Here is a 23700-nt window from a genome sequence, read left to right on the forward strand (position 1 = left end):
GCGCCGGGGGAGGGGAAAAGAAAAAGGCAGAAGCAGGTAGCGCCGAGCCGTGCTCGGCGGAATCCGTCCGCGATCGTCAACAAACAGCCGCCGAGCATGGCTATGCCGGTCATCCTGACCGGCCCCCTACGGGCCGTCGCAAGCGACGTTGGCAGCGGCTCCTGCCGCTACCTTCGGCGCTACCGCTTCTGCTCTTCTTCTTCCCCACCGGTCGCGCTGAGCTGGCAGCTGAGGGTGGGCCAGACGGCACGGGACACTGTGAGGCAGGAGCCGAACAGTAGCCTACATGGACGTACTTGCGGCGTGTCCCGTGCAGCCTGCCTCGCCCGCGCCCTCGCAGCCCACTGATCCCCTCAAAACAGCTCAGCCGACCAACAAACCCCGTTCGACCAACCACGCCCGTGCGTCTTCCGCGTCGTGCTCGAACCACGCCCGCGTGGAGCCCAGGCGGTAGGTGTACCCCCATGCATCCATGTCCGCCATCAGCTGCGCGCTGCCCACCCCCGGCAGCTGCCCGGCCAGCACGATCTGCAGGTAACAGGTCGCGTCTTCTTCGGGCACCGAATCGGTGGCATCGGTATGCACCAGCGCACGCCGCTCCGGCGGCAGCACGATCAGGTGGCAGGCTTCGTGCAGCATCGAATGCACCGGGGTGTCATCGCGGACGTAGACATCGCTGGCGATGATCCCGGCTTCGGGCTCGCCCCAGTAGCTGCCGGGAATCGGCGCGCCGGCCGCCACGTGGTGCAGCTGCAGGCCATGCGCGGACAGCAGGCGCACGGCATCGTCGAAGGCGATGTCGCCGACGCGGGTGACCGACGGTTCGGGAGCGGGTTCGTTCATGGCATCAAGCAGATGCCCCGCCCGCGGCTGGCGCGGGCAGGGCAGGGAGTCAGGGCTTTTCAGGCCCTTCCGGCAAGGCAACGGAGATATCCAGCACGTCGTGCTGTCCGTCCTTGACCAGGTCGACCTTGACCGCATCGACATCGATGTTGACGTACTTGCGGATCACTTCCAGCAGCTCGCGCTGCATCAGCGGCAGGTAATCGGGACCGCCGCGGTGGCTGCGTTCCTGCGCGATGATGATCTGCAGGCGGTTCTTCGCTGTCTCGGCGGTGGTCTTCTTGGCTTTCAGGAAATCGAACAGGCCCATGCTTACCCTCCGAACAGCTTGCTGAAGAAGCCCTTCTTCTCCACGGCGGTGAAGCGCATCGGGCGGTCTTCGCCCATGATGCGCGCGACGGCATCGTCATAGGCCTGGCCGGCCGGTGATTCGCCGTCCAGGATGACCGGCTCGCCCTTGTTGGAGGCATTGAGCACGTCACCGGATTCGGGGATCACGCCGATGGCCTTCAGGCCCAGCACTTCTTCCACGTCGGTGATGCTCAGCATCTCGCCGGCTTCCACGCGCACCGGGGTGTAGCGGGTCAGCAGCAGGAAGGCCGGCACGTCATGGCCGTTCTCGGCCTTGTGGGTCTTGGAGTCCAGCAGGCCGATGATGCGGTCGGAGTCGCGCACCGAGGACACTTCCGGGTTCACCACCACCACGGCGCGGTCGGCGAAGTACATGGCCAGGAACGCGCCCTTTTCAATGCCGGCCGGCGAATCGCAGATGACATATTCAAAGCCATCGGCGGCCAGATCCTTGAGCACCTTGCCCACGCCTTCCTGGGTCAGCGCATCCTTGTCGCGGGTCTGCGAGGCAGCCAGCACGTACAGGTTGTCAAAGCGCTTGTCCTTGATCAGGGCCTGCTTGAGGGTGGCTTCGCCGTGCACGACGTTGACGAAGTCGTACACCACGCGGCGCTCGCAGCCCATGATGAGGTCGAGGTTGCGCAGGCCGACGTCGAAGTCGATCACCGCCACCTTCTTGCCACGACGTGCCAGGCCGCAGGCAAGGCTTGCGCTGGTGGTGGTCTTGCCGACGCCGCCCTTGCCGGAGGTGACTACGATGATTTCAGCCAAAGGACTTCTCCTGCTCTTGTTCTGGTTGGGGCTGCGACAAAGTCAATCCAGCGCAGCGATCTTGATCTGGTCCTGTTCCAGCCAGACCTGCACGGCCTTGCCGCGCAGGTTGTCCGGTACATCGTCCAATACCTTGTAGTGGCCGGCAATGGCTACCAGTTCGGCATGGAAATCGCGGCAGAAAATACGCGCCGCGGTATTGCCCTGGGCACCGGCCAGCGCGCGTCCGCGCAGGGTGCCGTAAATGTGGATGCTGCCATCGGCGATCACTTCGGCGCCAGCGCCGACCGTGCCCATCACCGTGAGGTCGCAGTTTTCAGCGTACAGCTGCTGGCCCGAACGCACGTTGGCCAACTGCATGCGGCCCGGCTTGGGGGCTTCACCCGGCGCCGGTGCGGCGGCCAGTGCGGCGGCAGCCGGCGCGGCGCGGCGCGGCTCACGCGCAGGGGCCGCAGCGGGCGCGGCACGGGGCGGGGCCGGCTCGGCATCGGCACGTTCGTACTGCGCGCGGAACTTGGCCAGCAGCGGCAGGCCCAGCTGCTGGGACAGCAGTTCGATCTCGGATGTGCCGTAGGCCAGCGCCACCGGCAGCACGCCGGCGCCACGCAGCCCGTCCAGCAGCGCCTTGGCGCTGGCCACGTCCGGGGTGCGGCTCAGCCCGCCGAAATCCAGAATCACCGCAGCGCGTCCGAACAGCTTGGGCGCGCGGTTGACCCGCTCGTTCATTTCCTGCACCAGGCGCTCCACATCCATCGTGCGGATGCGCAGGTTCGCGATGCCCACCTGGCCGATCTTCAGTTCACCGGCCTGTTCGTAATCCATGTTCACTGCCACCTCAAGTTCCCGCCGGCTGCAGGGCGGGGGCTGGCCGTTGCCGGCCACGTGCCCACGCCACGTCCGGCAGCTTGCCACCGTAGGTATCGCTCACCCAGGCGTAGCTGCACAGTTCCTTGGCCAGCATGCTGGCGCGGACATCCACGTGCGGCATGGTGTTCTGGCCCAGTTCGCGGAAGCCGAAGCTGCCGTGGAAGAGCAGCGCCGCATCGGCGCCATGGTCCTGGAAAACTTCGCAGGTCATCTGCGGGTAGCGAAGTTCGGCGTAGCTCTGGGCATCGGCGTAGAACGCACGGCCCACGCCACCGCCACGGCGGCGGCTGGCCACCACGATGCGGTCGATATAGAAGAAGCTGCTGGCGAGCTGCTGCTTGAACCAGGCGAAGTTGCTGCTGTCGTGCTGGCTTTCACTGCCGAACCCGATCAGGAACCCGGCCAGGTTGCCGTCGCGCTCGGCGACGCGGAAATACTCGGCGGTTTCATAGAACAGGTGCAGCCGGTGCGCGTCCAACGGCAGGATCGCCAGACCGGCGTTGTTGTTCAAGGCCAGGACGGAATCGAGCTCATGCTCGCGCACGTCGCGGATGACAATCGACATTGTGACTCCGTGGGGTGGTGCGTGTTGCCCGTTGCCGGGCCCTTCCCACTGATTATTGCATGGGGGGGACGCTGCCGGGGGAAACCGGGGCATGACTTCCGTGGGAGTGACGCAGGGCAGGTTCAGCCTAAGATGCAGGGATGTTGGGAGCCCTCAGTCATACCCGTGTCCTCCGCCTGGCCGGCCTGTTTACCTGGGTCATGGTCGGTCTTCCCCTGGTTTACTCGCAGATCGAGAACCTGCGTCGGCCGGCCGGTGACAACGGCGGTGCGGTGCTGCTGTTTGCCGCCTACCTGGTATTCGGCGGCGCCTACTTCCGGCTGACCCGCGACCTGCGCAGCGGCGGCCATGCGAGCTGGCTCGATCGCGGCATGCTGGTGCTGCTGACCATTTCCGCGCTGGGGGTGAGCTTCCTCAGCGGGTCCGGGCTGGGCAGCATCCTGATGATGGTGGCGGCCGGGGTCATTCCGTGGATGCTGCCGGCCCGCTATGGGGTGCTGTGGCTGCTGGTCAGCCAGTTGGCGGTTGCCCCGGTCTATTACGTGCTGCTGCGGTTCCCGCTGTTCGAGGCGGTCATGCAGTCGCTGCTGTACGGCGGCTTCTCCATGTTCATCTTCGTGACCAGCCTGGTCGCGCGGCAGCAGACCGATGCCCGCGAGGAGCAGCGCCAGCTCAATACCGAACTGCGCGCCACCCGCGTGCTGCTGGCTGAAAGTGCGCGGGTCAACGAGCGCACGCGCATTTCCCGCGAACTGCACGACCTGCTGGGCCACCACCTGACCGCGCTCAGCCTGAACCTGGAAGTGGCCGGCCACATCACCGAGGGCCGGGCACAGGAACACGTGCACCAGGCGCATACCCTGGCCAAGCTGCTGCTCACCGACGTGCGCGAGGCGGTCAGCCAGCTGCGCGACAGCGGGGCCATCGACCTGGCCGCGGCGCTGCGTCCGCTGACCCAGCGGGTGCCCTCGCTGGACATCCACCTGGACGTGCCCAGTCCGCTGAACGTGGAAGACCCCGAGCGGGCCCACGTACTGCTGCGCTGCACCCAGGAAATCATCACCAACGCGGTGCGCCATGCCGGCGCGCGCAACCTGTGGATCACCGTCCGGCGCGAGGCCGGCGGGGTCAGCCTGGAGGCGCGTGACGATGGGGACGGCGCTGATGGCATCATGGTGGGCAACGGCCTGCGCGGAATGCGCGAGCGCCTGCAACAATGTGGTGGAGAACTGCAGATTGAAACCCACCGGGGACAAGGCTTCCGCCTGCGTGCCTCGGTTCCCGGTGTACCAGCGCTGGCGCTGAGCACCGCACCTGAAGGAGTTCGTTGATGATTCGCGTCTGCCTGGTCGACGACCAAACCCTGGTGCGGCAGGGGATCCGCTCACTGCTGGCGCTGGACGATGGCATCGAAGTCATCGCCGAGGCGTCCGATGGGCGCCAGGCCGTGGAGATCATTCCGCAGGTCAAGCCGGACGTGGTGCTGATGGACATGCGGATGCCCGCGATGTCCGGGCTGGAGGCCCTGCAGATGCTGTCCAAGCTGGAGCAGCTGCCACCGACCATCATCCTGACCACCTTCGACGACGACCAGCTGGTGCTGGCCGGGCTGAAGGCCGGCGCCAAGGGCTACCTGCTCAAGGACGTGACCCTGGACCAGCTGGTGGGGGCCATCCGCACCGTGTCCGAAGGCGGATCGCTGGTGCAGCCGGCGGTGACCCAGCGCCTGCTGTCCGGACTGGAGCACATGCGCAACGAGTTCGTCAGCCTGGACCGCCCGGACCCGCTGACCGACCGCGAAACCGAGATCCTGCGGTTGATGGCCAGTGGTTTCTCCAACAAGGAAATCGCCAATTCGCTGGGCGTGGCCGAGGGCACGATCAAGAATCATGTGTCCAATATCCTGTCCAAGCTGGGCGTGCGCGACCGGACCCGTGCCGTGCTCAAGGCATTCGAGCTGCAATTGGTCTGAAAACCGTTGAATGACGGGGGTTTGCCGATAATATGAACCGGTAAGCTCGGTCGCCCCCCTACTGGTGGGTGGCCCATGTGCGCTACCCTTCGGCCCCTTGTCTGTACAAATCGGTTGTCGACACGGAAACCGGTGGTCCAAACCAGATCAACAAAGCCAACGAAGCTGCTAGGATTGGCGCTTCGCTTCAATCAACCCGGCCGTGGGATCGGCCCCGGAGACTTCTGAATGACCCGTATTATCGAGTTCCTGATCGCCTTGGGGATCGTGGCTGGCCTGTTCGTCATCATTGGCGTGGTCCTCCCGGGCGAGCGCCACATTTCGGAAAGCATCGAGACCAACCGCAAGATGACGATCGTGTACGACACGGTCAACAGCCTGCGTCGCTTCAAGGATTGGAACCCACTCCTGCTGCGTGATCCCGCTACCGACCTGAAGTTCTCCGGCCCGGCCGCTGGCGTCGGCGCCACCCTGGACTACACGTCCAAGGACCTGGGCAACGGCACCTGGAAGATCACCGAGAGCGAGCAGAACAAGCGCGTCGCCATCGCCATCGAAGACGCCACCAAGGGTCACGACAAGACGACTGCCTTCCTGCTGGAGCCGACCGGCAAGGATGGTCGCAACGTCAAGATCACCCAGGAATACAGCGTCAAGTACGGCTTCGACCTGTTCGGTCGCTACGCCGGCCTGTACGTCAGCCGCCATATCGGTGACGACCTGAAGCTGGGTCTGTCGCGCATGGCGAACATGCTGGCCACCGTGCCGAACGTGGACTACCGCACCGCCGAAGCACCGCTGAACGACCTGGCCATCGTCGATGTCCCGGCCGAAGACCTGCTGGTGGTCACCGCGGGCAACGTGGATCGTGGCGAAGCCACCATCACCAAGTCCATCGCTGACAACCAGGAATGGATCAAGCGCGTGATGGAGGCCAACAACCTCGAAGCCGTCGGTCCGTTCCGCATCATCACCACCGATTTCGGTGCCGAGAAGTACGCCTTCGACGTCGCCCAGCCGGTGAAGAAGAAGGGTACCGAAGGCGTGCCGGCTGAAGAGCTGGCGGTCAAGATCGATGGCGGCGCCCCGGTGAAGTACGTCCGTGTTGCTCCGCACCGTTCGGCCCATGCGACCTACACCGGTCACGTAGCTGGCCTGGACATTGCCCGCAACGCACTGCGCGCCTGGTCGGTGACCGGCGGCAACGAAGTGATCGACCGTCCGTACGAAACCTGGAATGGTGGCGTGCAGAAGTCCTTCACTCCGGAAGGCACGTATGACATCTACTGGGCCGTCAAGTAAGCCTGGACGCCTGATGTAACGTAGAAAACAAAGACGCGCCGCATATTGCGGCGCGTTTTTTTTGGGCGCGACTGCAAAGGGAGTGGAGCTATGTTTGCGATCGATCGACGTGCGCGCAGGCCTTCATTGTTGGCCTGCCTCGGTGCGCTGCTGGCGGCGGCCTCCATCGGCCTGTCTGCGTATGCCTCGCACGGGGTCAGCGAACCGCTGGCCCAGCAGCACCTCAACATGGCCGCGCTGTATGCCTTCGCCCACGGCGCGGTGCTGACGGCGTTGGGGCCGCGTGCCACGGCCACGTTCGGCCGGCTGGCGCTGTATGTGATCCTGCTCGGCACGCTGTTGTTCGCCGGCAGCCTGGCCGGCAACGCGCTATGGCAGTGGCCCACGCGGCTGGCGCCGATCGGCGGCAGCACGCTGATGCTGGGCTGGGTGCTGGTGGCCATCGATGCGCTGAAGCGCTGAGCGGCCCCCTTTCCGGTAGTGACGACCGCTGGTCGTCAGCCCCTTCAGCGCCCGCTCCAGCGCCAATGCCAGGGCTCATGCACGATCCCGTGCGGATTGCCGCGCGGATAACTCATTCCGAACCCATGCTCCGCTGCGTGGTCCTGCAGCCACGCGAACGCCGCCGTCTCTTCGAACGACGCCTCGGCCGGCGGATCCCCCGGCGTGCCGATATCCAGCGCCATCCCGCTGTGGTGTTCGCTGAATCCCGGCGCGGCATTGACCTTCAGGATCTCCGCCACGCGCTGCCCGCGGGCCAGCTTGCGCTCGAAAATCCCCAGCTGGTAAGCGTGGCTGCGGTAACCGGAAATCGCGTCCAGCGCGATGCCTTCGCGTGCCGCCTGCAGGCGCATCCGTCGCCAGGCCTGTGCAGCCCCGCGTCGCAGCCACAGCGGCCGTCCGAAGCGGTCGCGCCCGGCGGAATGCAGCAGCACCGGCTCGGCTTCCAGTGCCAGCCCCGTGTCGGCGGCGTAGGCATCGGCATCCAGCCCCAGCTGCTGCAGGCGTTCGTGCAGGCCGTGGGGTGAAAGCAGGCGCTGTTCCAGCGGCCCGCTGCCGCGCTGCGGATTCAGCCAGGACAGCGCGTCCAGGGCCTCGGCGGCACCGGGTTCCTGCGGCAGGTGCGGGATCAGCGAGTGCACGCCGTGGTCGAAGATGGCGGCCAGATAACGGCCATCCCGCTTGCGCCGCAGCACCCAGCGGGCACGGGCCAGCAGGCGCGCATCGGCGTTGCCATGGGCGCGCAGCAGCGCGGCGGGCCAGGCTTCGATGGCATCGGTATTGAGCAGCAGGGGCGGGGATCTGGACATGCGCCCAGCTTAGCGCGGACGGCGCGCAGGCGTGGCGGCGCGGCGCAGGGCATCCAGCAGTGACTGGGGTTCGGCCATGCTCAGCAACAGCGTGGGGCCGTCGCGCACCGGAATCACCAGTACGCGGTGCACATCGGTCACCAGCGCAAAGCCCTTGCCGCCATCCTGCAGGCGATAGTGGCCGGAGTGGAAGCCCGGCATGCTGTAGGCGTTGGTCTTGTGCCGCAGGCCGTGTCGCCGATCCTGCTTCAGGTCGACCACGGCCGCGTTCGGCAGGTCCATCTGCTCCACCGGGGTGTGCTTCCGGTAGAACGTTGAATGGACGCTCAGCACGTTGCCATCCAGCTGCACCCGGCGCCGGAAGAACAGCCCGCACAGCAGCACGGTCAGCAGCGCGGCGATGGCCAGGCTCCACGCCGCGCTGCCGTGCAGGGTGAAGTAGGGCGGGGTCAGGGTGATCGCGAACGGCATCGCGCCGGCTTCGGCGGGCTGGCGCAGGTGATACAGGCTCAGCCCGACGAACAGCAGCAGCGGCGAGATGATCCACAGCAGGCGCAGTGGCGAGCCATCACTCACCGCGAAGCGGCGCGGATCACTGCCGCCGCTCATCGCTGCGCCTCGATCCAGCGTGCGGCATCGTCGATCAGCTGCGGATCGACATGGCCGGGCTGGGTGTACTCCTTCAACGAGCCTGGGCCGCTGCCGGCGATGCCGAGATGGTTCAACGCCGGGTAGCGTTTCCACTGCGCATCGCTGCGCCCTTGCAGCGCCGCCTGCCAGAGCGTCCAGTCGGTGTCGGGCACCTGGAAATCGCGGCCGCCGTGCAGCATCAGCAGCGGCTTGCGCAGGGCCGTGGCGTCGGCGCGCGCGTCCACCGCTTCGATGCTCTTCCAGAACGCCTGCGGCACGCCCAGCGGCAGCGCGCTGGCGGCGGCCGGCGTGGCGCTGCGCGCCGCGGCGATCTGCGTATCGAGTGTGTCCAGGAAGGCTTGTTCCGCCTCGCTGATGCTGCCATCCAGGTTCAACAGGTAACGGTTCTGCTCGGGCAGCAGGTCCAGCAGGGTGCGCGCGGGTGCGGCCCACAGGATGGCCCCGCGTGCCTGCGGCCAGCGCGTGGCGATGCGGGGAGCGAGCATGCCGCCCTGGCTGTGGCCGAGCACGAACACACGCTGGCCATCGATGCGCGGGTCCGCAGCCAGTGCAGTCAACGCAGCGATCGCATCGTCGGTGGTTTCGTCGTCGACATCGAACGGCTGCTGGAAATCCTGCGGCCGCGCCTTGCTGCGCTTGTCATAACGCAGCACGGCAATGCCATGGGCGGCCAGGCCGCGCGCGACGTCCAGGAAGGGCCGGTTCGCGCCGATGGTTTCATCGCGATCCTGCGGGCCGGATCCGTGCACCAGCACCACGGCCGGGAACGGTCCCTTGCCGCTGGGCAGGGCCAGCGTGCCCGGCAGCGCACCGCGCGCCTGCGGCACGCTGAAATCCAGCTCGCGATAGGTCGCATCGGCCGGTGGCGGAGCGGCCTTTTCGGCCGCTGCCGGGCGCAGCAGCAGGCCGGCGATCCGGTCCTGCGGATCCACCGCGACCTGTGCGTTGACCGCCGCACCGGCGAAGCGCAACGGCACTTCCACCAGATGCATGCCCTGCTGCTCGCTCACCGTCGGCTGCCCCCGCTGCTGCAGTTCGCCCAGCGAATTCCACAGCACCTGCAGGCGATCAGCCGGGGCGGCAGCGGCCATCGCCGGGGTCAGCATGGCGGCGGTGTCCTGCACGCGGCCGGCCTGCAGGTGGTCCAGCAACTGCGTGGCCACCTGCGCCGGTTCGGCGGCGCTGGCGATCCCGGCCAGCAGCGAAAGCGTGGTGGCGGCCATCATGCGCGGCGCGCGCCTGCCAAGGTTCCTGCTCATTCCTTGCTCTCCTGCGAAGGGGTGGGTTTCGGCAGCCGTCCGGCCTTGCGCAATGCATCGCGCAGCATGTATTCGATCTGGGCGTTGAGGCTGCGCAGCTCGTCGTCGGCCCAGCGCTGCGTCGCCGCCAGGACATCGGCGTTGATGCGCAGTGGATAGGCTTTCTTCTCGCTCATGGATACTCCTGGCTCAACGATGGATGCCGGCCAATGGCCCGCAGGGCACCGTCAACACGGCTCAGTACAACGAACCGGCATTGACCACCGGCTGCGTGCCGCGATCGGAACACAGCACGGTCAGCAGGTTGCTCACCATGTGCGCCTTGCGCTCTTCGTCCAGCTGCACCACGCCGTTCTTCTGCAGTTCGGCCAGCGCCATTTCCACCATGCCTACCGCACCGGCCACGATGCGCGTGCGGGCGGCGATCACCGCGTTGGCCTGCTGGCGCTGCAGCATGGCCTGGGCGATTTCCGCGGCATAGGCCAGGTGGCTGATGCGCGCATCGATGATCTGCACGCCGGCATCGGCCAGGCGCTCGGCCAGTTCGTTCTTCAGGTGCAGCGAAATCTCGCTGGCGTGGCTGCGCAGGGCCAGCTGGCCTTCCTCGTGCTGGTCATACGGGTAGCTGGTGGCCATTGCCCGCAGCGCCGACTCGGACTGGATATGCACGAAGCTTTCGTAGTCGTCGACGTTGTAGACCGCCTCGGACGCATCCACCACCTGCCAGACGATCACCGCGGCGATCTCGATCGGGCTGCCGTCCAGCTCGTTGACCTTCAGCTTGCCGCTTTCGAAATTGCGCACGCGCTGGCTGACGCGGCGCTTGGCGAAGAACGGGTTGTTCCAGCGCAGGCCGTTGTCCTTGACCGTGCCGACGTACTTGCCGAACAGGCTCAGTACCGCCGCCTGGTTGGGCTGCACGGTGTACAGGCCGGCCAAGGACAGCAGGGCCAGGAGCATCACCAGAACGCTGCCCAACAGCAGCATCGGGGCAGGGCGCATTCCGTTCGCGCCCGCGGCGCCGAGCAGGAACACCAGGCCGGCAAGGCCGGCGATGAGCACAACGGCGGCCAGCACGGCCAAGCCGTTGAGGGAGCGGATCGACTTCTCTTTCATGACGGGACTTCCTTGAGGGTCTGGATAGAAAGATATCAAATTGATATCAGCCTGCAAGTGCCGTCCGTCGGCAGGCAGGGGGCGACCGGCTAGAATGCCCACCCGCCTACACCTGCACGCTGGAACGCCGCCATGTCCGCATTCGGAACCCCGTTGTCCCCCTCCGCCACCCGCGTCCTGCTGCTGGGATCGGGCGAACTTGGCAAGGAAGTGGCCATCGAGCTGCAGCGCCTGGGCGTGGAAGTGATCGCTGCCGACCGTTACGCCGATGCCCCGGCGATGCAGGTCGCGCACCGCGCGCATGTGATCGACATGCTGGATGCGATGGCGCTGCGCGAGCTGATCGCGCTGGAAAAGCCGCACCTGGTGGTGCCGGAAATCGAGGCGATCCACACCGAGACGCTGGTCCAGCTGGAGCAGGAACAGGGCCTGCGCGTGGTGCCGACCGCGCGCGCGGCGCGACTGACCATGGACCGCGAAGGCATCCGCCGGCTGGCGGCGGAAACGCTGGGCCTGCCGACCTCGCCGTATCGGTTCGTGGACACCGAAGCGGAGTACACCGCCGCCGTGCAGGCGATCGGCCTGCCGTGCGTGGTCAAGCCGGTGATGTCCTCTTCGGGCAAGGGCCAGAGCACGCTGCGCAGCGAAGCAGACATCGCCCCGGCCTGGGCCTATGCGCAGACCGGCGGCCGCGCCGGTGCCGGCCGCTGCATCGTCGAGGGCTTCATCGATTTCGATTACGAAATCACCCTGCTGACCGTGCGGCATGCCGGCGGTACCTCGTTCTGCGCGCCGATCGGCCACCTGCAGAAGGACGGCGACTACCGCGAAAGCTGGCAGCCACAGGCCATGTCCGCCGCCGCGCTGGCGCGCGCCGAGGAGATCTCCCGGGCGATCACCGATGACCTCGGCGGCTGGGGACTGTTCGGCGTGGAGCTGTTCGTGAAGGGCGACGAGGTGTGGTTCAGCGAAGTGTCGCCGCGCCCGCATGACACCGGCCTGGTCACCCTGGTTTCGCAGGAACTGAGCGAGTTCGCCCTGCACGCGCGCGCGATCCTCGGCCTGCCGATCCCGGTGATCCGCCAGGGCGGACCGAGCGCATCCTGCGCGCTGCTCGCCCATGGCGAAGGCGTGCCGTACTTCACCGATGTCGCCGCCGCGCTGCAGGTGCCGGACACCGCGGTGCGCCTGTTCGGCAAGCCGAGCGTGCACGGCCACCGCCGCGTCGGGGTGACCTTGGCGCGCGCCGACAGCACCGACGCGGCCCGCGCGATCGCCCGCGAGGCCGCCGCCGCCATCGGCGTCACCCTGAAGCCCTGACTTACTTTACGTCGGCCCAGACGAGGTGGTGGTCGCTGCCGTCGGCGATCTTCGCTTCGTCGGTGCCTTCGGCTGGCCAGAACACGCCGCCACCGACATAGGCGAAGCCCACCGAGGGCAGCACGTAGTCCAGCCGCATCGTGCCGGACTTCGGGCCGAAATCGCCGGTGGCGTGCTGCGGGGCGCCGCGACGCGCGATGCCCTTGGCGGCGTAGGCCAGGCTGGTCTGCTCGCCGCCGATGCTGGACGGCGTGGCATGGCGCAGAACGCGCGGATGCTCGATCAGTTCCAGGATGCCTTCGTGGCGGCCATCGCCGTCCACCGGGTCATTGTTGAGGTCGCCCAGGATCACGAAGCGCGCGTCCTGCGCCAGCCCGCCACAGCGCTGCTGGTCGTCGCACAGCCACGGCTTGTCACCAGCGGACAGGTATTCCTGCCACAGCTTCAGCTCGTCATGGTTGCGCGCGGCGTTGCGCTTCTCCGGGCCATCGAACACCGGCGGGGTAGGGTGGGAGACCAGCGCGTGCACGACGCCGGACGGCGTGCGCACCGGCACGTCCCAGTGCGATTTGGACGACAGCCGCAACTGCGACCACACCGCATCGGAATAGAAGCTCTTGCCGGTGCGCGGGTCGACCGGGCGGATCGCGCCGGGCAGGGTGTTCCACTTCAGCAGCTGGAAGCTGCGCACCTTGGCTTCGTCGATCGGATAGCGCGACAGCACCAGCATGCCGTACTGGCCCGGGTGCAGGCCGTAGCCCCACGCGTCGTTGCCACGGGCACGGCCTTCGCCGCCCACTTCGCCGTTGTTGTCCAGGTCCAGCCCGCTCTGCACGCCGGTGTTGACCGGGGCCAGATAGCGGTAAGCAAAGTTCAGCGGCTCACCGCCACCGGGCTGGGCCACGGCCAGGTAACGCTGCTGGAACAGATCGGCGGCGCGGTGCGCATCGTCGTAGTCGAATTCGTTGAGCAGCACTAGGTCCGGGCGCACCTGCTGCAGCACCGCGGCGATCTTGCGCGCGTGCGCACTGTCGCCTTCCAGTTCGGCGATCAGCCCGCCGGTCTGGTCGGAGTACAGCGAGGTGTTGTAGGTGGCCAGGCGCAACGGAGTGGAGGCATCAGGCATCGCGGCGGCACGCTCGGGGGTCTGGGCGCAGGCGCTGCACAGCAGGGCCACGGCGACGGTCAGGGCGGGGAGGCTGAAGGCAGGAATTTTCATGGGCGGTATTGTGCACCGGCGCCTGTGTCAGCGGCTTGTCAGCGTCCGGCCAGTTCGCCATCGAATTCGTTCCAGCGCCGGCCGTCGTAGGCTTCCAATGGGCGGAACCGGCGCTTGTAATCCATCTTCATGTGGTCGCGGATCCAGTACCCCAGGTACAGGTGGGGCAGCGATTCGCGTTGTGCCCAGGCCACCTGCTGCAGGATGGCGAAGGTGCCCAGCCCGCGCTGCGCGTGGTCCGGGTCGAAGAAGGTGTAGACCGCCGACAGGCCCTGATCGGTGACGTCGGTGACGGCCACGCCGATCAGTTCCCCCGGCCCGCCCTGCGGCGGTGGCAGGCGGATTTCCAGGAAGCGCGTACGCGACCAGCTGCCGATCAGGAACTGTTCGAATTCGTGTGGGCCGTGGGTATCCATGCCGCCGTTGGCATGCCGATGGGCCAGGTAACGGTGGTACAGCGCGAACAGTTCCTCGCGCGGGGCGGCAGCGGTGATGCGCACTTCCAGGTCGGCATTGCGCGCTACGCAGCGGCGCTGGCTGCGGTCCGGGGCGAAGCGCTGTACGGGAATGCGCACCGCCACGCAGGCATGGCACTGGGCGCAGTGCGGGCGATAGACCAGGTCGCCGCTGCGGCGGAAGCCCCAGCTGAGCGCCATCGGGTACAGGCCGCCCAGGCGCCGGTCATGCGGGTCCAGCACCAGGTCGCGCGCGGTCCGCTCCGGCCAGTAGCCGCAGGGGTGCTCGCCGGTCTGGAACAGCCTCAGTTCGTCGTCTCGGTCGCCGTGTATCGCCATGCCCACAGCATACCGTCCGGCTGTCGCAGTGGCCGCGACTGTCTGCCAAATGAACGCGTCCAGGGCCGACGTCAACCGCGGCTGCGTCCAGGCGTTGTTGTCCTCCGAGGGTGATTGAAAAACACCCCGTCCCCTTCTACTGGAGTGACCCCATGACCCTGCGTACCCCCCTGCTGCTGGCCCTGCTGCTGAGCACCTCCGCCACCGGTATCGCCCTGGCCGCCGATGCGCCGCCGGCGCCGCAGCGCCCGGTCAAGCTGGACACCAACAACGACGGTTTCATCGATCGCAGCGAAGCTGCTGCTGCGCCGCGCCTGGCCGAACGTTTCGACCAGCTGGACACCAACAAGGACGGCAAGCTGTCGCGCGAAGAGCGGCCGCGCGGCAAGCACGGGCATCGCGGCCCGGGGCGTGGCCATGCCGAGCAGCTGGCCCGTCTGGATACCAACAAGGACGGCCGCATCAGCCGCCAGGAGGCGGCCGCTGATCCGCGCCTGGCCGGGCGCTTCGACCAGATGGACATCAACAAGGATGGCGTCCTGGACAGGGCGGATCGCGAGCTGCGGATGAAGCAGCATCGTGATGCCTGGTTCACCGCGGCTGACACCAACAAGGACGGCCAGCTGAGCAAGGCCGAGTTCGATGCGGCCAAGGGCCCGATGCGTGGCCCGCGCCACGAGGGCCATGGGCCGAAGGGTCCGGCGCGTCCAGCGGCACGCTGAGGCGTGGCTGACGGCCAGCGGCGTTTGGAAAATTGACGGCCAGCGGCCCATGGAAAATTGACGGCCAGCGGCCCATGGAAAGTTGACGGCCAGCGGCCGTCACTACCGGGGTGAAGTGCGGTGACGGCCTGTGGTCGTCACCGCTTTGGCTTACAGCGCGCCGTTTCTCCACAGCAATGCGCCGACCACGATCAATGCGCCGATGCCTGCGCCGATCATGCCGTGCTTGCCGTACAGCGCTTCGTAGGTCCAGTTCTTCTGGCCCTGCAGTCCCCGCCGTTCGGCATCGCGGTCGATCAATGGCTGCATGATCCGCCGCAGCGGCACCAGGCATTGCCAGCAGACCAGCGACAGGCCCGCGACCAGCGCGGACAGGTCCACCCATACCGGCAGGGCCAGCAGTGACAACACCAGTACCGTCACGCAGACCACCATCGCGGTGAAGGTGTTGAGGTGCACGAAGCGCCGGATCTGCGCGCGTTCCTGCGGCGATTCGGCGAACGACATCAGGTAGCGACCGCCCAGATAGCTGAAGGCGGTGCCGCCGACCGCTGCGCCGATCATCGCGCCTACGCTGAGGTGATCGCTGAAAACTGGAAACTGCCCGGCCGCCGCGGTCAACGAACCGAGCGCGGTACCGGCCGATGCACTGGCACCGCCCAGGCCAAGCTTGCTGCCGCCCACGCCTACGCCGGTACCCAGCGCGACGATGGCTGCGCTGGCGGTGCCCGGCGCGGCCACCATCAGCATCGACACCACCGTGGTGGCGAACGCGGCGCTGGGCGCGCTGCTGCGCGCGAACTCACCGAAGCGCTGCAGCAGTCCCTCGCGCACCATGCCGCGGGCACGCGACAGGCGCTTGCGCACGGCGGCGTCGCTGAGCCCGAGCAGGCTGGCGACGTGTTGCGAGCGCTGGCCTTCGCGGTAATACAGCAACAGCACTTCGCGGCTTTCTTCCGGCAGCGAGGAAATGATGTCCTCGGCGGCGACTTCTTCTTCGATGCGCAGCAGGCGGTCGGCCGCGCCGGGGGCGGGATCGGCGGCCATGCTGATCGCCAGCTCCGCTGCTTCGCCCGACAGCGGTCGGCCGCGCTGGCTGCGCAGCCAGTCACGGGCCAGGTTGCGGGTGATCTGGCGCAGCCATGGCATGAAGCTGGACGGATTGCGCAGCTGGCGAAGCTGCTGCCAGCCGCGCACGAACGCTTCCTGGGCGATGTCTTCGCTGGCGTGGCGGTCGCGGGTGATGGCCAGCGCGATGGCGGTCACCGTGTTCTGGCAGGCCAGCACGATGCGCCCGTAGGCATGCTGGCAGCCATCGGCCGCGGCAGGCAGCTCGCGGTGCAGGGTGTCATCGATGCTTGCGGCTACTGCGGTCATGGGCGGCGCTCCTGCGGGGATTGTGTCCCAAGACGGAGCACCGCGCAGGATGTGACCGCGGTCGCCACGCCGGAATGCGATCGACGGTAGTGACGGCCGCTGGCCGTCAGCCCGGAATGCGATCGAGGGTAGTGACGGCCGCTGGCCGTCAGCTGGTGGAGCATGACGGCCAGCGGCCGTCACTACCGGGCATGGGACCGCCGCCAGCGGCCGTCACTACCGCCTCAGGGTTGCGGCGTGGACGGCTGGATGCGCACCCGGACTTCTTCTTCCTCGGCCGGGGCGGCCGGCGCGGCGGGCTGCTGCTGCGGGGCAGGGGCGGGCGCCGGGGCGGCCGGCTGCTGTGCGCCGCGATGGCCCATGGCGATGAACAAGGCCACGCCGGCGATCACCACCAACAGGGCGATGCGGATGCGCCAGGCCCAGCCGCGTCCGCTCGACGGCGCTTCGGTTTCGCGGAAGGCGAACTCGGCGGTCGGGTGGTCACGGCGGGTGGTGTCGAGCAGGCGCGCGTCGCGCAGGATCTCGCGCGCGCGCGGCTGGTCGTCCGCACGCACCACCCATACCGTGGGGTGGCGGATGTTCTTGCTCTGGTCGAGATAGCTGAACTGGCCGCGGCGTTTGCTGTGGTACGTGCGCCCATCGGTCACGCGCACTTCGATGTCGTGGCTGCGCAGCAGTTCGGCCACGCCCTCCACGGTTTCCACGCGCTGGCTGCTGAAAATCTGTCTCATGGCGCGTTCCTCAGTCCTTGGCCGGCACGGCAGCGGCGGCAGCGCTGTCAGGTACCACGCGGATCAGGCCTTCCTGCGCGGTGCTCGCCACCAGGCGACCGTGGCGGTCGAAGAACTGCCCGCGCGCCAGCCCGCGCGAATCCTGTGCGCTCGGGCTGTCCAGCGAATACAGCAGCCAGTCGTCGGCGCGGAACGGGCGGTGGAACCAGATGGCGTGGTCCAGCGATGCCATCTGCACGTGCGGCTGGTAGTAACTGATGCCGTGCGGGAAGGTCGCCGTGCCCAGCAGATGGAAATCCGAGGCGTAGGCCAACAGCGCCTGGTGCAGTTCCGGTGCATCGCCAACCGGTTCGGTCAGGCGGAACCAGACCTGGTGGTAGGGCGGGCGCTTGGGCGGGTTGAGCTCATCGCGCGGGTAGACGTGGCGGAATTCGAACGGGCCACCCCGCGACAGCCAGCGCTGCACCTTGATCGGCAACCGGTCCAGCACGTCCTGCGGCAGCGGACGGTTGGGTTCCAGGTCTTCCGGCTGCGGCACTTCGGGCATCTTGTGCTGGTGCTCGGCACCGCTTTCTTCCTGCTGGAAAGAGGCCGCGCAGAAGAAGATCACCTTGCCGTGCTGGATCGCAGTCACCCGGCGTACCGAGAAGCTGCCGCCATCGCGGGTGCGGTCCACGTCGTACACGATCGGGTGGTCGATGTTGCCCGCACGCAGGAAATACGCGTGCAGCGAATGCACGTGGCGCCCGTTGTCCACCGTGGCCTGGGCAGCGGCCAGCGCCTGGCCGAGCACCTGCCCGCCGAACACGTACTTGGTGCCGATGTCGCGGCTCTGGCCACGGAACAGGTTGTCTTCCAGCCGCTCCAGGGTGAGCAGGTCGATCAACTCGGAGACGACGGGTTCGTGCGTGTCGTTCAAGGGGGACAGCCGGTGTCGGAACAGGCCGTGATTATAGCCGGGCGGCCGTGCAGCAGCCCCCGGCCGGCGCTGCCCGCGGTTGCCCGGTGCTCAGCCCTTGCCGAGCCGGGCCGCCAGCGCCTGCAGTGCCTGCTGCGCATCCGGCGCATACCAGGCTTCGACGAAGCGATCCAGGCGGATCAGGTCCGGGTGCAGGGCGTCATGCAGGTCCTGGCGCGCAATCGCGCGGGTCAACAGCATCGGCTGGCGCGGCATCTTCAGCAGCCGCTGCAGCCAGGCCACGGCGCGCGCCACGACCAGGTCGCCGTCGGCCAGCTCATCCACCAGGCCGATCTGCAGGGCCTGTTCGGCCGGCACCATCGCGGCGGTGGTCAGCAGGATCCCGGCCCGGTGCACGCCCACGGCGCGGCGCAGCAGGCGCTGGATGCCTTCCGGTGCCACCAGGCCCACCTGTACTTCATTCAAGCCGATCGCGAACGGCTGCGCGGGGTCGGTGCTGCGCGCCATCACCCGGTAGTCGCAGCACAAGGCCAGCACGCAGCCACCGGCCGGGGCGTGCCCGGTCAGCGCGGCCACGACCGGGATGCGGCTTTCGGCCAGCGTGCGCACCGCGCCGAAGAAGGCGTTCCAGCTGTCCAGCAGGGCGTGCTGGTCGTCGCCATGCGACAGCAGGTGGGGCACGTCCATGCCGCCGGTGAATACCCGTTCGTTGCCCGACAACACCAGTCCATGCACGTCTTCGGCCATGGCCTGTTCTACAGCGTGGATCAACTGCCGGCAGAGGTCGGTGTCCAGTGCATTGACCGGCGGCCGCGCCAGGCGCAGTTCGCGGATCGGTCCATGGTTGTACACCTCGATGAGCGTGGTCATGCTGCGATCTCTTGCCGGGAGGGAACGTGGTCCGATGATAACCAAACCATGCGTTGGCGTATTGTTCGCGTTGTGTGCATTCGCAGCATCGGGAGCGGCCGCCGCCGCGCCGGTGGCGTGCCTGCAGTTGAAAGACGGATGGGCGCGGTTGCCGCCTGGCGCGGCGATGGCGATGACGGCCGGCTACGGCACGATCCACAACCGCTGCGGCAGCGCGGTGACGATCATCGGCGCACGCAGTGCGGCCTTCGGCGAGGTGTCGCTGCATGAAACCACGCTGCAGGGCGATGTCAGCCGCATGCAGCACCTGCGCCATCTGGTGCTGCCGGCCGGTGCGATGGTCGAACTCAAGCCGGGGGGCAAGCACCTGATGCTGATGCAGGCCAAGGCCGCGCTGAAGGACGGGCAGGCGCTGCCGCTGGTGCTGCAGCTGGAAGGTGGCGGCGAAGCGGCGGCGACGCTGCAGGTGCGCGCGGCCGGCCGCTGACCGGTAGCGCCGAAGGCAGCGGCAGGCGCCGCTGCCAACGTCGCCTGCGACGGCCCGGAGGGTGCCGGCCAGGACGGCCGGCATAGCTACGCTCGGCGAACGCAGCGGCAGGCGGTGGGGCAGGCCCATGACGGCCAGCGGCCGGCACTACCTCAGGTGTGCGCGGTTACGCGCATGATGACCAACGGTCGTCACCCACCAAGGGGACGGCCGTAACTACCTCAGGTGGAGGCGTTGCGTACGGCGTCGGGCAGCGGGGCGCTCTTGCCGGTCTGGGTGTCCATCCATACCACCACCACGTTGCCGTCCGAATACAGGCGTGATTCGTCCTGCTGGTCGACGATGCGGTGGCCGATGGTCACGCTGCTGTTGCCCAGCCGCTCCACGAACAATTCCACCAGGATGTCGTTGGGCCACACGATCGGCAGCCGGTAGTTGACGTTGGTGGCGGCCACCACCGGCGCGATGCGGTCGGTCATCGCCACGCCTTCCACGCCCAGCATCCAGCGCACGCGCGCCTCTTCCAGGTAGGAGATGTACTTGGCGTTGTTGACGTGGCCCATGCTGTCCATGTCGCGCCAGCGCACGCTGATCGGGATGCGGGCGAGGATCTTGTGCTCGGTGCTCATCAGGCGTCCTTCTTCTTGCGCGTAGCGGTGGTCTTGGTCGTCGCGGACTTGCTGGGGGTGCCGGTGCTCTTGGCCGCGGCTGCCTTCTTCTTCGGCTCCGGCTTCACCTTGCGCGGCGGGCGCGCATCGGGCTTGTTGGCCACCGCCGCCGGCTTGTCCGGGCGCGCGCTGACCGAGGGCAGCATCTTGGCCAGGAACTGGCCGGTATACGAGGTCGGGCAGGCCGCCACGTCTTCCGGGGTGCCGGTGACCAGGATGGTGCCACCGCGATGGCCGCCTTCCGGACCCAGGTCGACGATCCAGTCGGCGGTCTTGATGACGTCCAGGTTGTGCTCGATCACCACCACCGTGTTGCCTTCGTCGCGCAGCTTGTGCAGCACGCCAAGCAGCGCTTCGATGTCATGGAAATGCAGGCCGGTGGTCGGTTCGTCCAGGATGTACAGCGTGCGCCCGGTATCGCGGCGCGACAGTTCCTTGGACAGCTTCACGCGCTGCGCTTCACCGCCGGACAGCGTGGTCGCGCTCTGGCCCAGCTTGATGTAGCTCAGGCCCACGTCGACCAGCGTTTCCAGCTTGCGCGCGATGCTCGGCACCGGCTCGAACAGCTTCAGCGCATCTTCGACGGTCATCTGCAGGACGTCGTTGATGTTGTATCCCTTGTACAGGATCTCCAGCGTTTCGCGGTTGTAACGCTTGCCGTGGCAGACATCGCAGGGCACGTACACGTCCGGCAGGAAGTGCATCTCCACCTTGATCAGGCCATCGCCCTGGCAGGCTTCGCAGCGGCCGCCGCGCACGTTGAAGCTGAAGCGGCCCGGCGAGTAGCCGCGCGCACGGGCTTCGGGCACCTGGGCGTACAGCTCGCGCAGGGGCGTGAACAGGCCGGTGTAGGTCGCCGGGTTCGAGCGCGGGGTGCGACCGATCGGCGACTGGTCGATGTCCACCACCTTGTCGAACAGGTCCAGCCCGTCGATTTCCTTGTACGGAGCGATATCGTGCGAGGCGCCGTTGATCTCGTTGGCGGCCAGCGAGAACAGCGTGTCGTTGATCAGCGTCGACTTGCCCGATCCGGACACACCGGTGATGCAGGTCATCAGGCCCGACGGAATGGCCAGGTCGACGTTCTTCAGGTTGTTGCCGCTGGCCCCGCGCAGATGCAGGGTCATCTTCGGGTTCGGCTTGTGCCGGCGCGCCGGGATTTCGATCGCACGCTTGCCCGACAGGTACTGGCCGGTCAGCGAACGCGGTGCGTCCAGGATGTCCTGCAGGCTGCCCTGGCCGACGATCTCGCCGCCATGCACGCCCGCGCCCGGACCGATGTCCAGCACGTAGTCGGCCAGGCGGATCGCATCTTCGTCATGCTCGACCACGATCACCGTATTGCCGAGGTCGCGCAGGCGGGTGAGGGTGCCGAGCAGGCGTTCGTTGTCGCGCTGGTGCAGGCCGATGGACGGCTCGTCCAGCACGTACATCACGCCGACCAGGCCGGCACCGATCTGCGAGGCCAGGCGGATGCGCTGGGCTTCGCCGCCGGACAGCGTGTCGGCCTTGCGCTCCAGGCTGAGGTAATCCAGGCCGACGTCGACCAGGAAGCCCAGCCGCTCGCCGATCTCCTTGACGATCTTGCTGGCGATCTCGCCACGCCAGCCGGGCAGGCTCAGCGTGCTGAAGAACTTCAGTGCATCGTCGATCGGCATCACCACCAGGTCCGGCAGCGGACGGTCGGCCACGAACACGTTGCGCGCGGCACGGTTCAGGCGCGCGCCCTTGCACTCCGGGCAACTCTGTTCGCTGATGTACTTGCCCAGTTCTTCCTGCACCGCCGCCGATTCGGTTTCCTTGTAGCGGCGTTCCAGGTTGGGAATGATGCCTTCGAAGCGGTGCTTGCGCTGGGTGCGCCCACCGGCTTCGGTGAAGTAGGTGAAGCTGATGGTTTCATCGCCGCTGCCGTACAGCACCGCCTTCTGTACGTTGGCCGGCAGCGTGTTCCAGGCCGCGTCCACGTCGAACTTGTAGTGCTTGGCCAGCGAGGCGATCAGCTGGAAATAATAGGCATTGCGACGGTCCCAGCCGCGCACCGCGCCGGCCGACAGCGGCAGTTCGGGGTGCACGACCACGCGCGAGGGATCGAAGAACTCGGCCATGCCCAGGCCATCGCAGCCGGGGCAGGCGCCCATCGGTGCGTTGAACGAGAACAGGCGCGGTTCCAGCTCCGGCAGCGAGTAATCGCAGACCGGGCAGGAATACTTCGAAGAGAACAGCGCCGGGGCGGTTTCGGGGCTGTCCAGCGACTGCACCGAGACCATGCCGTCGCCCAGCTTCAGCGCGGTTTCGAAACTTTCGGCCAGGCGCTGCTTGATGTCCTCGCGCGGGCGGAAGCGGTCGATGACCGCCTCGATGGTGTGCTTCTGGCGCAGCGCCAGCGGCGGCACCTCGTCGATTTCATACAGCACTCCATCCACGCGCACGCGCACATAACCCTGCGCGCGCATCTGGTCGAACACCTGGGCATGTTCGCCCTTGCGGTCGCGGATCACCGGGGCCAGCAGCATGTAGCGCTGTTCCGGGTCCAGGGTCAGCACGTGGTCGACCATCTGGCTGACCGTCTGCGCTTCCAGCGGATAGCCGTGGTCGGGGCAGCGCGGAGTGCCCACGCGTGCGTACAGCAGGCGCAGGTAGTCGTAGATCTCGGTGATGGTGCCGACGGTCGACCGCGGGTTGTGCGAGGTCGACTTCTGTTCGATCGAAATGGCCGGGGACAGGCCTTCGATGTGGTCCAGGTCCGGTTTTTCCATCACGCTGAGGAACTGGCGGGCGTAGGCCGACAGCGATTCCACGTAACGGCGCTGGCCCTCGGCGTAGATCGTGTCGAACGCCAGCGAGGACTTGCCCGAGCCGGACAGGCCGGTGATCACGATCAGCTTGTCACGCGGCAGATCGAGATCGATGTTCTTGAGGTTGTGCGTCCGCGCGCCGCGGATGCGGATGAAATCCATCGCCATGGGGGATCCGGTGTTGGGGGCTTGGGCTGGGGCCCGGCCAGCAGGAAGGGCGTCGGGGACGGCAATCAAGCAGCCTACCGAGCAGACCAGATGGGGGCAATGGGCGACAATGCCAGCCGCCAGTCGCAGCACATGAGATTGGCGTACAGGGTGATGAAGACCTTGTCGCGCCTGGGTTTGCGGGGTGTAGGGGAGGGTTGACCCGGGCCGGGCGTGCCGGTACAATTCCGCTCCTGTCTGCCCTCGATGGCGGCAGTTAATAGACCACAATAACTACAAAGGAAGTCTGGTCATGTACGCAGTACTGGTCACCGGCGGTAAGCAATACCGCGTCGCGCAGGGCGAAAAGCTCCGCGTGGAAAAGCTCGAAGTCGAAGTCGGCAGCGAGATCAAGTTCGACAACATCCTGCTGCTCGGCGACAGCGATGGCATCAAGATCGGCGACGCCCTGAGCGGCGCTGCGGTCACTGCCACCGTCCTGTCCCAGGGTCGTGCCGACAAGGTCCGGATCATCAAGTTCCGTCGCCGCAAGCACCACATGAAGCGCCAGGGTCACCGTCAGTACTACACCGAAATCGAGATCACCGGCATTGCCGGTGGCAGCAAGTAAGGAGATAGGT

The 23700-nt window shown here is 67.2% G+C and carries 26 protein-coding genes; 8 read left to right on the forward strand and 18 right to left on the reverse strand.

All coding sequences use genetic code 11. From position 1 onward, the window contains the following. Window positions 1-363: 363 nt before the first annotated feature. The 5 genes from RTX79_RS05610 to RTX79_RS05630 are packed head-to-tail and all read right to left on the reverse strand — an operon-like array spanning window position 364 to window position 3397. Window positions 364-843 (reverse strand): hypothetical protein, encoded by a 480-nt coding sequence (locus RTX79_RS05610; protein WP_312682549.1) that lies wholly within the window; start codon window positions 841-843, stop codon window positions 364-366. A gap of 49 nt (window positions 844-892) precedes the next feature. Next, window positions 893-1153 (reverse strand): cell division topological specificity factor MinE, encoded by a 261-nt coding sequence (gene minE, locus RTX79_RS05615; protein WP_042615170.1) that lies wholly within the window; start codon window positions 1151-1153, stop codon window positions 893-895. A gap of 2 nt (window positions 1154-1155) precedes the next feature. Then, complete coding sequence (gene minD / locus RTX79_RS05620; RefSeq protein WP_042615169.1) at window positions 1156-1965, reverse strand: septum site-determining protein MinD; 810 nt, start codon at window positions 1963-1965, stop codon at window positions 1156-1158. 42 nt (window positions 1966-2007) lie between these two features. Then, complete coding sequence (gene minC, locus RTX79_RS05625; RefSeq protein WP_057508849.1) at window positions 2008-2787, reverse strand: septum site-determining protein MinC; 780 nt, start codon at window positions 2785-2787, stop codon at window positions 2008-2010. A 13-nt stretch (window positions 2788-2800) separates the two neighbouring features. Next, the gene (locus RTX79_RS05630; protein ID WP_057508850.1) at window positions 2801-3397 is read right to left on the reverse strand and encodes a GNAT family N-acetyltransferase; all 597 of its coding nucleotides are present in this window, start codon (window positions 3395-3397) and stop codon (window positions 2801-2803) included. 140 nt (window positions 3398-3537) lie between these two features. Between RTX79_RS05630 and RTX79_RS05635 the strand changes: the two genes are divergently transcribed. The 4 genes from RTX79_RS05635 to RTX79_RS05650 all read left to right on the forward strand — a co-directional run bounded on the left by RTX79_RS05635 (window position 3538) and on the right by RTX79_RS05650 (window position 7133). Further along, the gene (locus RTX79_RS05635) at window positions 3538-4728 is read left to right on the forward strand and encodes a sensor histidine kinase (RefSeq protein WP_312682556.1); all 1191 of its coding nucleotides are present in this window, start codon (window positions 3538-3540) and stop codon (window positions 4726-4728) included. Continuing rightward, entirely contained in the window at window positions 4728-5369 is a 642-nt protein-coding gene (locus tag RTX79_RS05640) for a response regulator (RefSeq protein ID WP_057508852.1), read from the forward strand. The genes RTX79_RS05635 and RTX79_RS05640 overlap by 1 nt, the downstream gene beginning before the upstream one ends. A 228-nt stretch (window positions 5370-5597) precedes the next feature. Then, complete coding sequence (locus tag RTX79_RS05645) at window positions 5598-6671, forward strand: polyketide cyclase (RefSeq protein ID WP_057508853.1); 1074 nt, start codon at window positions 5598-5600, stop codon at window positions 6669-6671. 90 nt (window positions 6672-6761) lie between these two features. Continuing rightward, window positions 6762-7133, forward strand: a complete 372-nt coding sequence (locus tag RTX79_RS05650) for a DUF423 domain-containing protein (RefSeq protein ID WP_312682557.1) — start codon at window positions 6762-6764, stop codon at window positions 7131-7133. A 44-nt stretch (window positions 7134-7177) separates the two neighbouring features. On the opposite strand, the gene RTX79_RS05655 is transcribed toward RTX79_RS05650, so the two are convergent. The 5 genes from RTX79_RS05655 to RTX79_RS05675 form a co-directional block, all read right to left on the reverse strand. Beyond that, window positions 7178-7981 (reverse strand): M15 family metallopeptidase, encoded by an 804-nt coding sequence (locus RTX79_RS05655; protein WP_312682559.1) that lies wholly within the window; start codon window positions 7979-7981, stop codon window positions 7178-7180. A 9-nt stretch (window positions 7982-7990) separates the two neighbouring features. Next, window positions 7991-8590: a hypothetical protein gene (locus RTX79_RS05660; RefSeq protein WP_057508856.1), complete on the reverse strand. Its 600-nt coding sequence runs from the start codon at window positions 8588-8590 to the stop codon at window positions 7991-7993. Further along, window positions 8587-9891, reverse strand: a complete 1305-nt coding sequence (locus RTX79_RS05665) for an alpha/beta hydrolase family protein (protein WP_312682561.1) — start codon at window positions 9889-9891, stop codon at window positions 8587-8589. The genes RTX79_RS05660 and RTX79_RS05665 overlap by 4 nt, the downstream gene beginning before the upstream one ends. Next, the gene (locus RTX79_RS05670; RefSeq protein WP_057508857.1) at window positions 9888-10067 is read right to left on the reverse strand and encodes a hypothetical protein; all 180 of its coding nucleotides are present in this window, start codon (window positions 10065-10067) and stop codon (window positions 9888-9890) included. The genes RTX79_RS05665 and RTX79_RS05670 overlap by 4 nt, the downstream gene beginning before the upstream one ends. Window positions 10068-10128: 61 nt before the next feature. Continuing rightward, a complete protein-coding gene (locus RTX79_RS05675; protein WP_312682563.1) occupies window positions 10129-11007 on the reverse strand; it encodes an SPFH domain-containing protein in 879 nt (292 codons plus the stop codon). 132 nt (window positions 11008-11139) lie between these two features. Here RTX79_RS05675 and purT point away from each other — a divergent pair, with 132 nt between their 5' ends. Then, window positions 11140-12327: a formate-dependent phosphoribosylglycinamide formyltransferase gene (gene purT / locus RTX79_RS05680; RefSeq protein ID WP_312682564.1), complete on the forward strand. Its 1188-nt coding sequence runs from the start codon at window positions 11140-11142 to the stop codon at window positions 12325-12327. Window position 12328: 1 nt separating this feature from the next. Here purT and RTX79_RS05685 read toward each other — a convergent pair whose 3' ends face one another. Next, a complete protein-coding gene (locus RTX79_RS05685) occupies window positions 12329-13546 on the reverse strand; it encodes an endonuclease/exonuclease/phosphatase family protein (protein WP_309684146.1) in 1218 nt (405 codons plus the stop codon). Between the two features lie 38 nt (window positions 13547-13584). Then, complete coding sequence (locus tag RTX79_RS05690) at window positions 13585-14340, reverse strand: arginyltransferase (RefSeq protein ID WP_057508861.1); 756 nt, start codon at window positions 14338-14340, stop codon at window positions 13585-13587. Window positions 14341-14492: 152 nt separating this feature from the next. On the opposite strand from RTX79_RS05690, the gene RTX79_RS05695 reads away from it, so the two are divergent. Continuing rightward, on the forward strand, window positions 14493-15062 hold the full coding sequence (locus RTX79_RS05695; protein ID WP_312682565.1) for an EF-hand domain-containing protein: 570 nt from the start codon (window positions 14493-14495) through the stop codon (window positions 15060-15062). A 150-nt stretch (window positions 15063-15212) separates the two neighbouring features. Here the strand turns inward: RTX79_RS05695 and RTX79_RS05700 are convergent, their stop codons facing one another. The 4 genes from RTX79_RS05700 to RTX79_RS05715 all read right to left on the reverse strand — a co-directional run bounded on the left by RTX79_RS05700 (window position 15213) and on the right by RTX79_RS05715 (window position 18962). Beyond that, window positions 15213-16439, reverse strand: a complete 1227-nt coding sequence (locus RTX79_RS05700; RefSeq protein ID WP_312682566.1) for an RNA polymerase sigma factor — start codon at window positions 16437-16439, stop codon at window positions 15213-15215. A 224-nt stretch (window positions 16440-16663) separates the two neighbouring features. Then, window positions 16664-17173 carry a pathogenicity-like protein gene (locus RTX79_RS05705; protein ID WP_123700423.1) on the reverse strand — a complete coding sequence of 170 codons (510 nt, stop codon included), beginning with the start codon at window positions 17171-17173 and terminating at the stop codon, window positions 16664-16666. Between the two features lie 10 nt (window positions 17174-17183). Next, window positions 17184-18092 carry an acyl-CoA thioesterase II gene (gene tesB / locus RTX79_RS05710; protein WP_123700422.1) on the reverse strand — a complete coding sequence of 303 codons (909 nt, stop codon included), beginning with the start codon at window positions 18090-18092 and terminating at the stop codon, window positions 17184-17186. A gap of 90 nt (window positions 18093-18182) precedes the next feature. Next, window positions 18183-18962, reverse strand: coding sequence for an enoyl-CoA hydratase/isomerase family protein (locus tag RTX79_RS05715; RefSeq protein ID WP_309684153.1), 780 nt, complete (start codon window positions 18960-18962; stop codon window positions 18183-18185). A gap of 34 nt (window positions 18963-18996) precedes the next feature. Between RTX79_RS05715 and RTX79_RS05720 the strand changes: the two genes are divergently transcribed. Beyond that, window positions 18997-19449, forward strand: coding sequence for a copper chaperone PCu(A)C (locus RTX79_RS05720; RefSeq protein ID WP_312682569.1), 453 nt, complete (start codon window positions 18997-18999; stop codon window positions 19447-19449). A gap of 221 nt (window positions 19450-19670) precedes the next feature. Here the strand turns inward: RTX79_RS05720 and RTX79_RS05725 are convergent, their stop codons facing one another. Both RTX79_RS05725 and uvrA read right to left on the reverse strand, forming a co-directional pair. Further along, window positions 19671-20078 (reverse strand): acyl-CoA thioesterase, encoded by a 408-nt coding sequence (locus tag RTX79_RS05725; protein WP_042615149.1) that lies wholly within the window; start codon window positions 20076-20078, stop codon window positions 19671-19673. Then, window positions 20078-23080 (reverse strand): excinuclease ABC subunit UvrA, encoded by a 3003-nt coding sequence (gene uvrA, locus RTX79_RS05730; RefSeq protein ID WP_057508869.1) that lies wholly within the window; start codon window positions 23078-23080, stop codon window positions 20078-20080. The genes RTX79_RS05725 and uvrA overlap by 1 nt, the downstream gene beginning before the upstream one ends. A gap of 292 nt (window positions 23081-23372) precedes the next feature. On the opposite strand from uvrA, the gene rplU reads away from it, so the two are divergent. Further along, complete coding sequence (gene rplU, locus RTX79_RS05735; RefSeq protein WP_042615146.1) at window positions 23373-23690, forward strand: 50S ribosomal protein L21; 318 nt, start codon at window positions 23373-23375, stop codon at window positions 23688-23690. Window positions 23691-23700 lie beyond the last annotated feature (10 nt).

It is taken from the genome of Stenotrophomonas chelatiphaga (genome assembly GCF_032054965.1).
Lineage (GTDB): Bacteria > Pseudomonadota > Gammaproteobacteria > Xanthomonadales > Xanthomonadaceae > Stenotrophomonas > Stenotrophomonas chelatiphaga.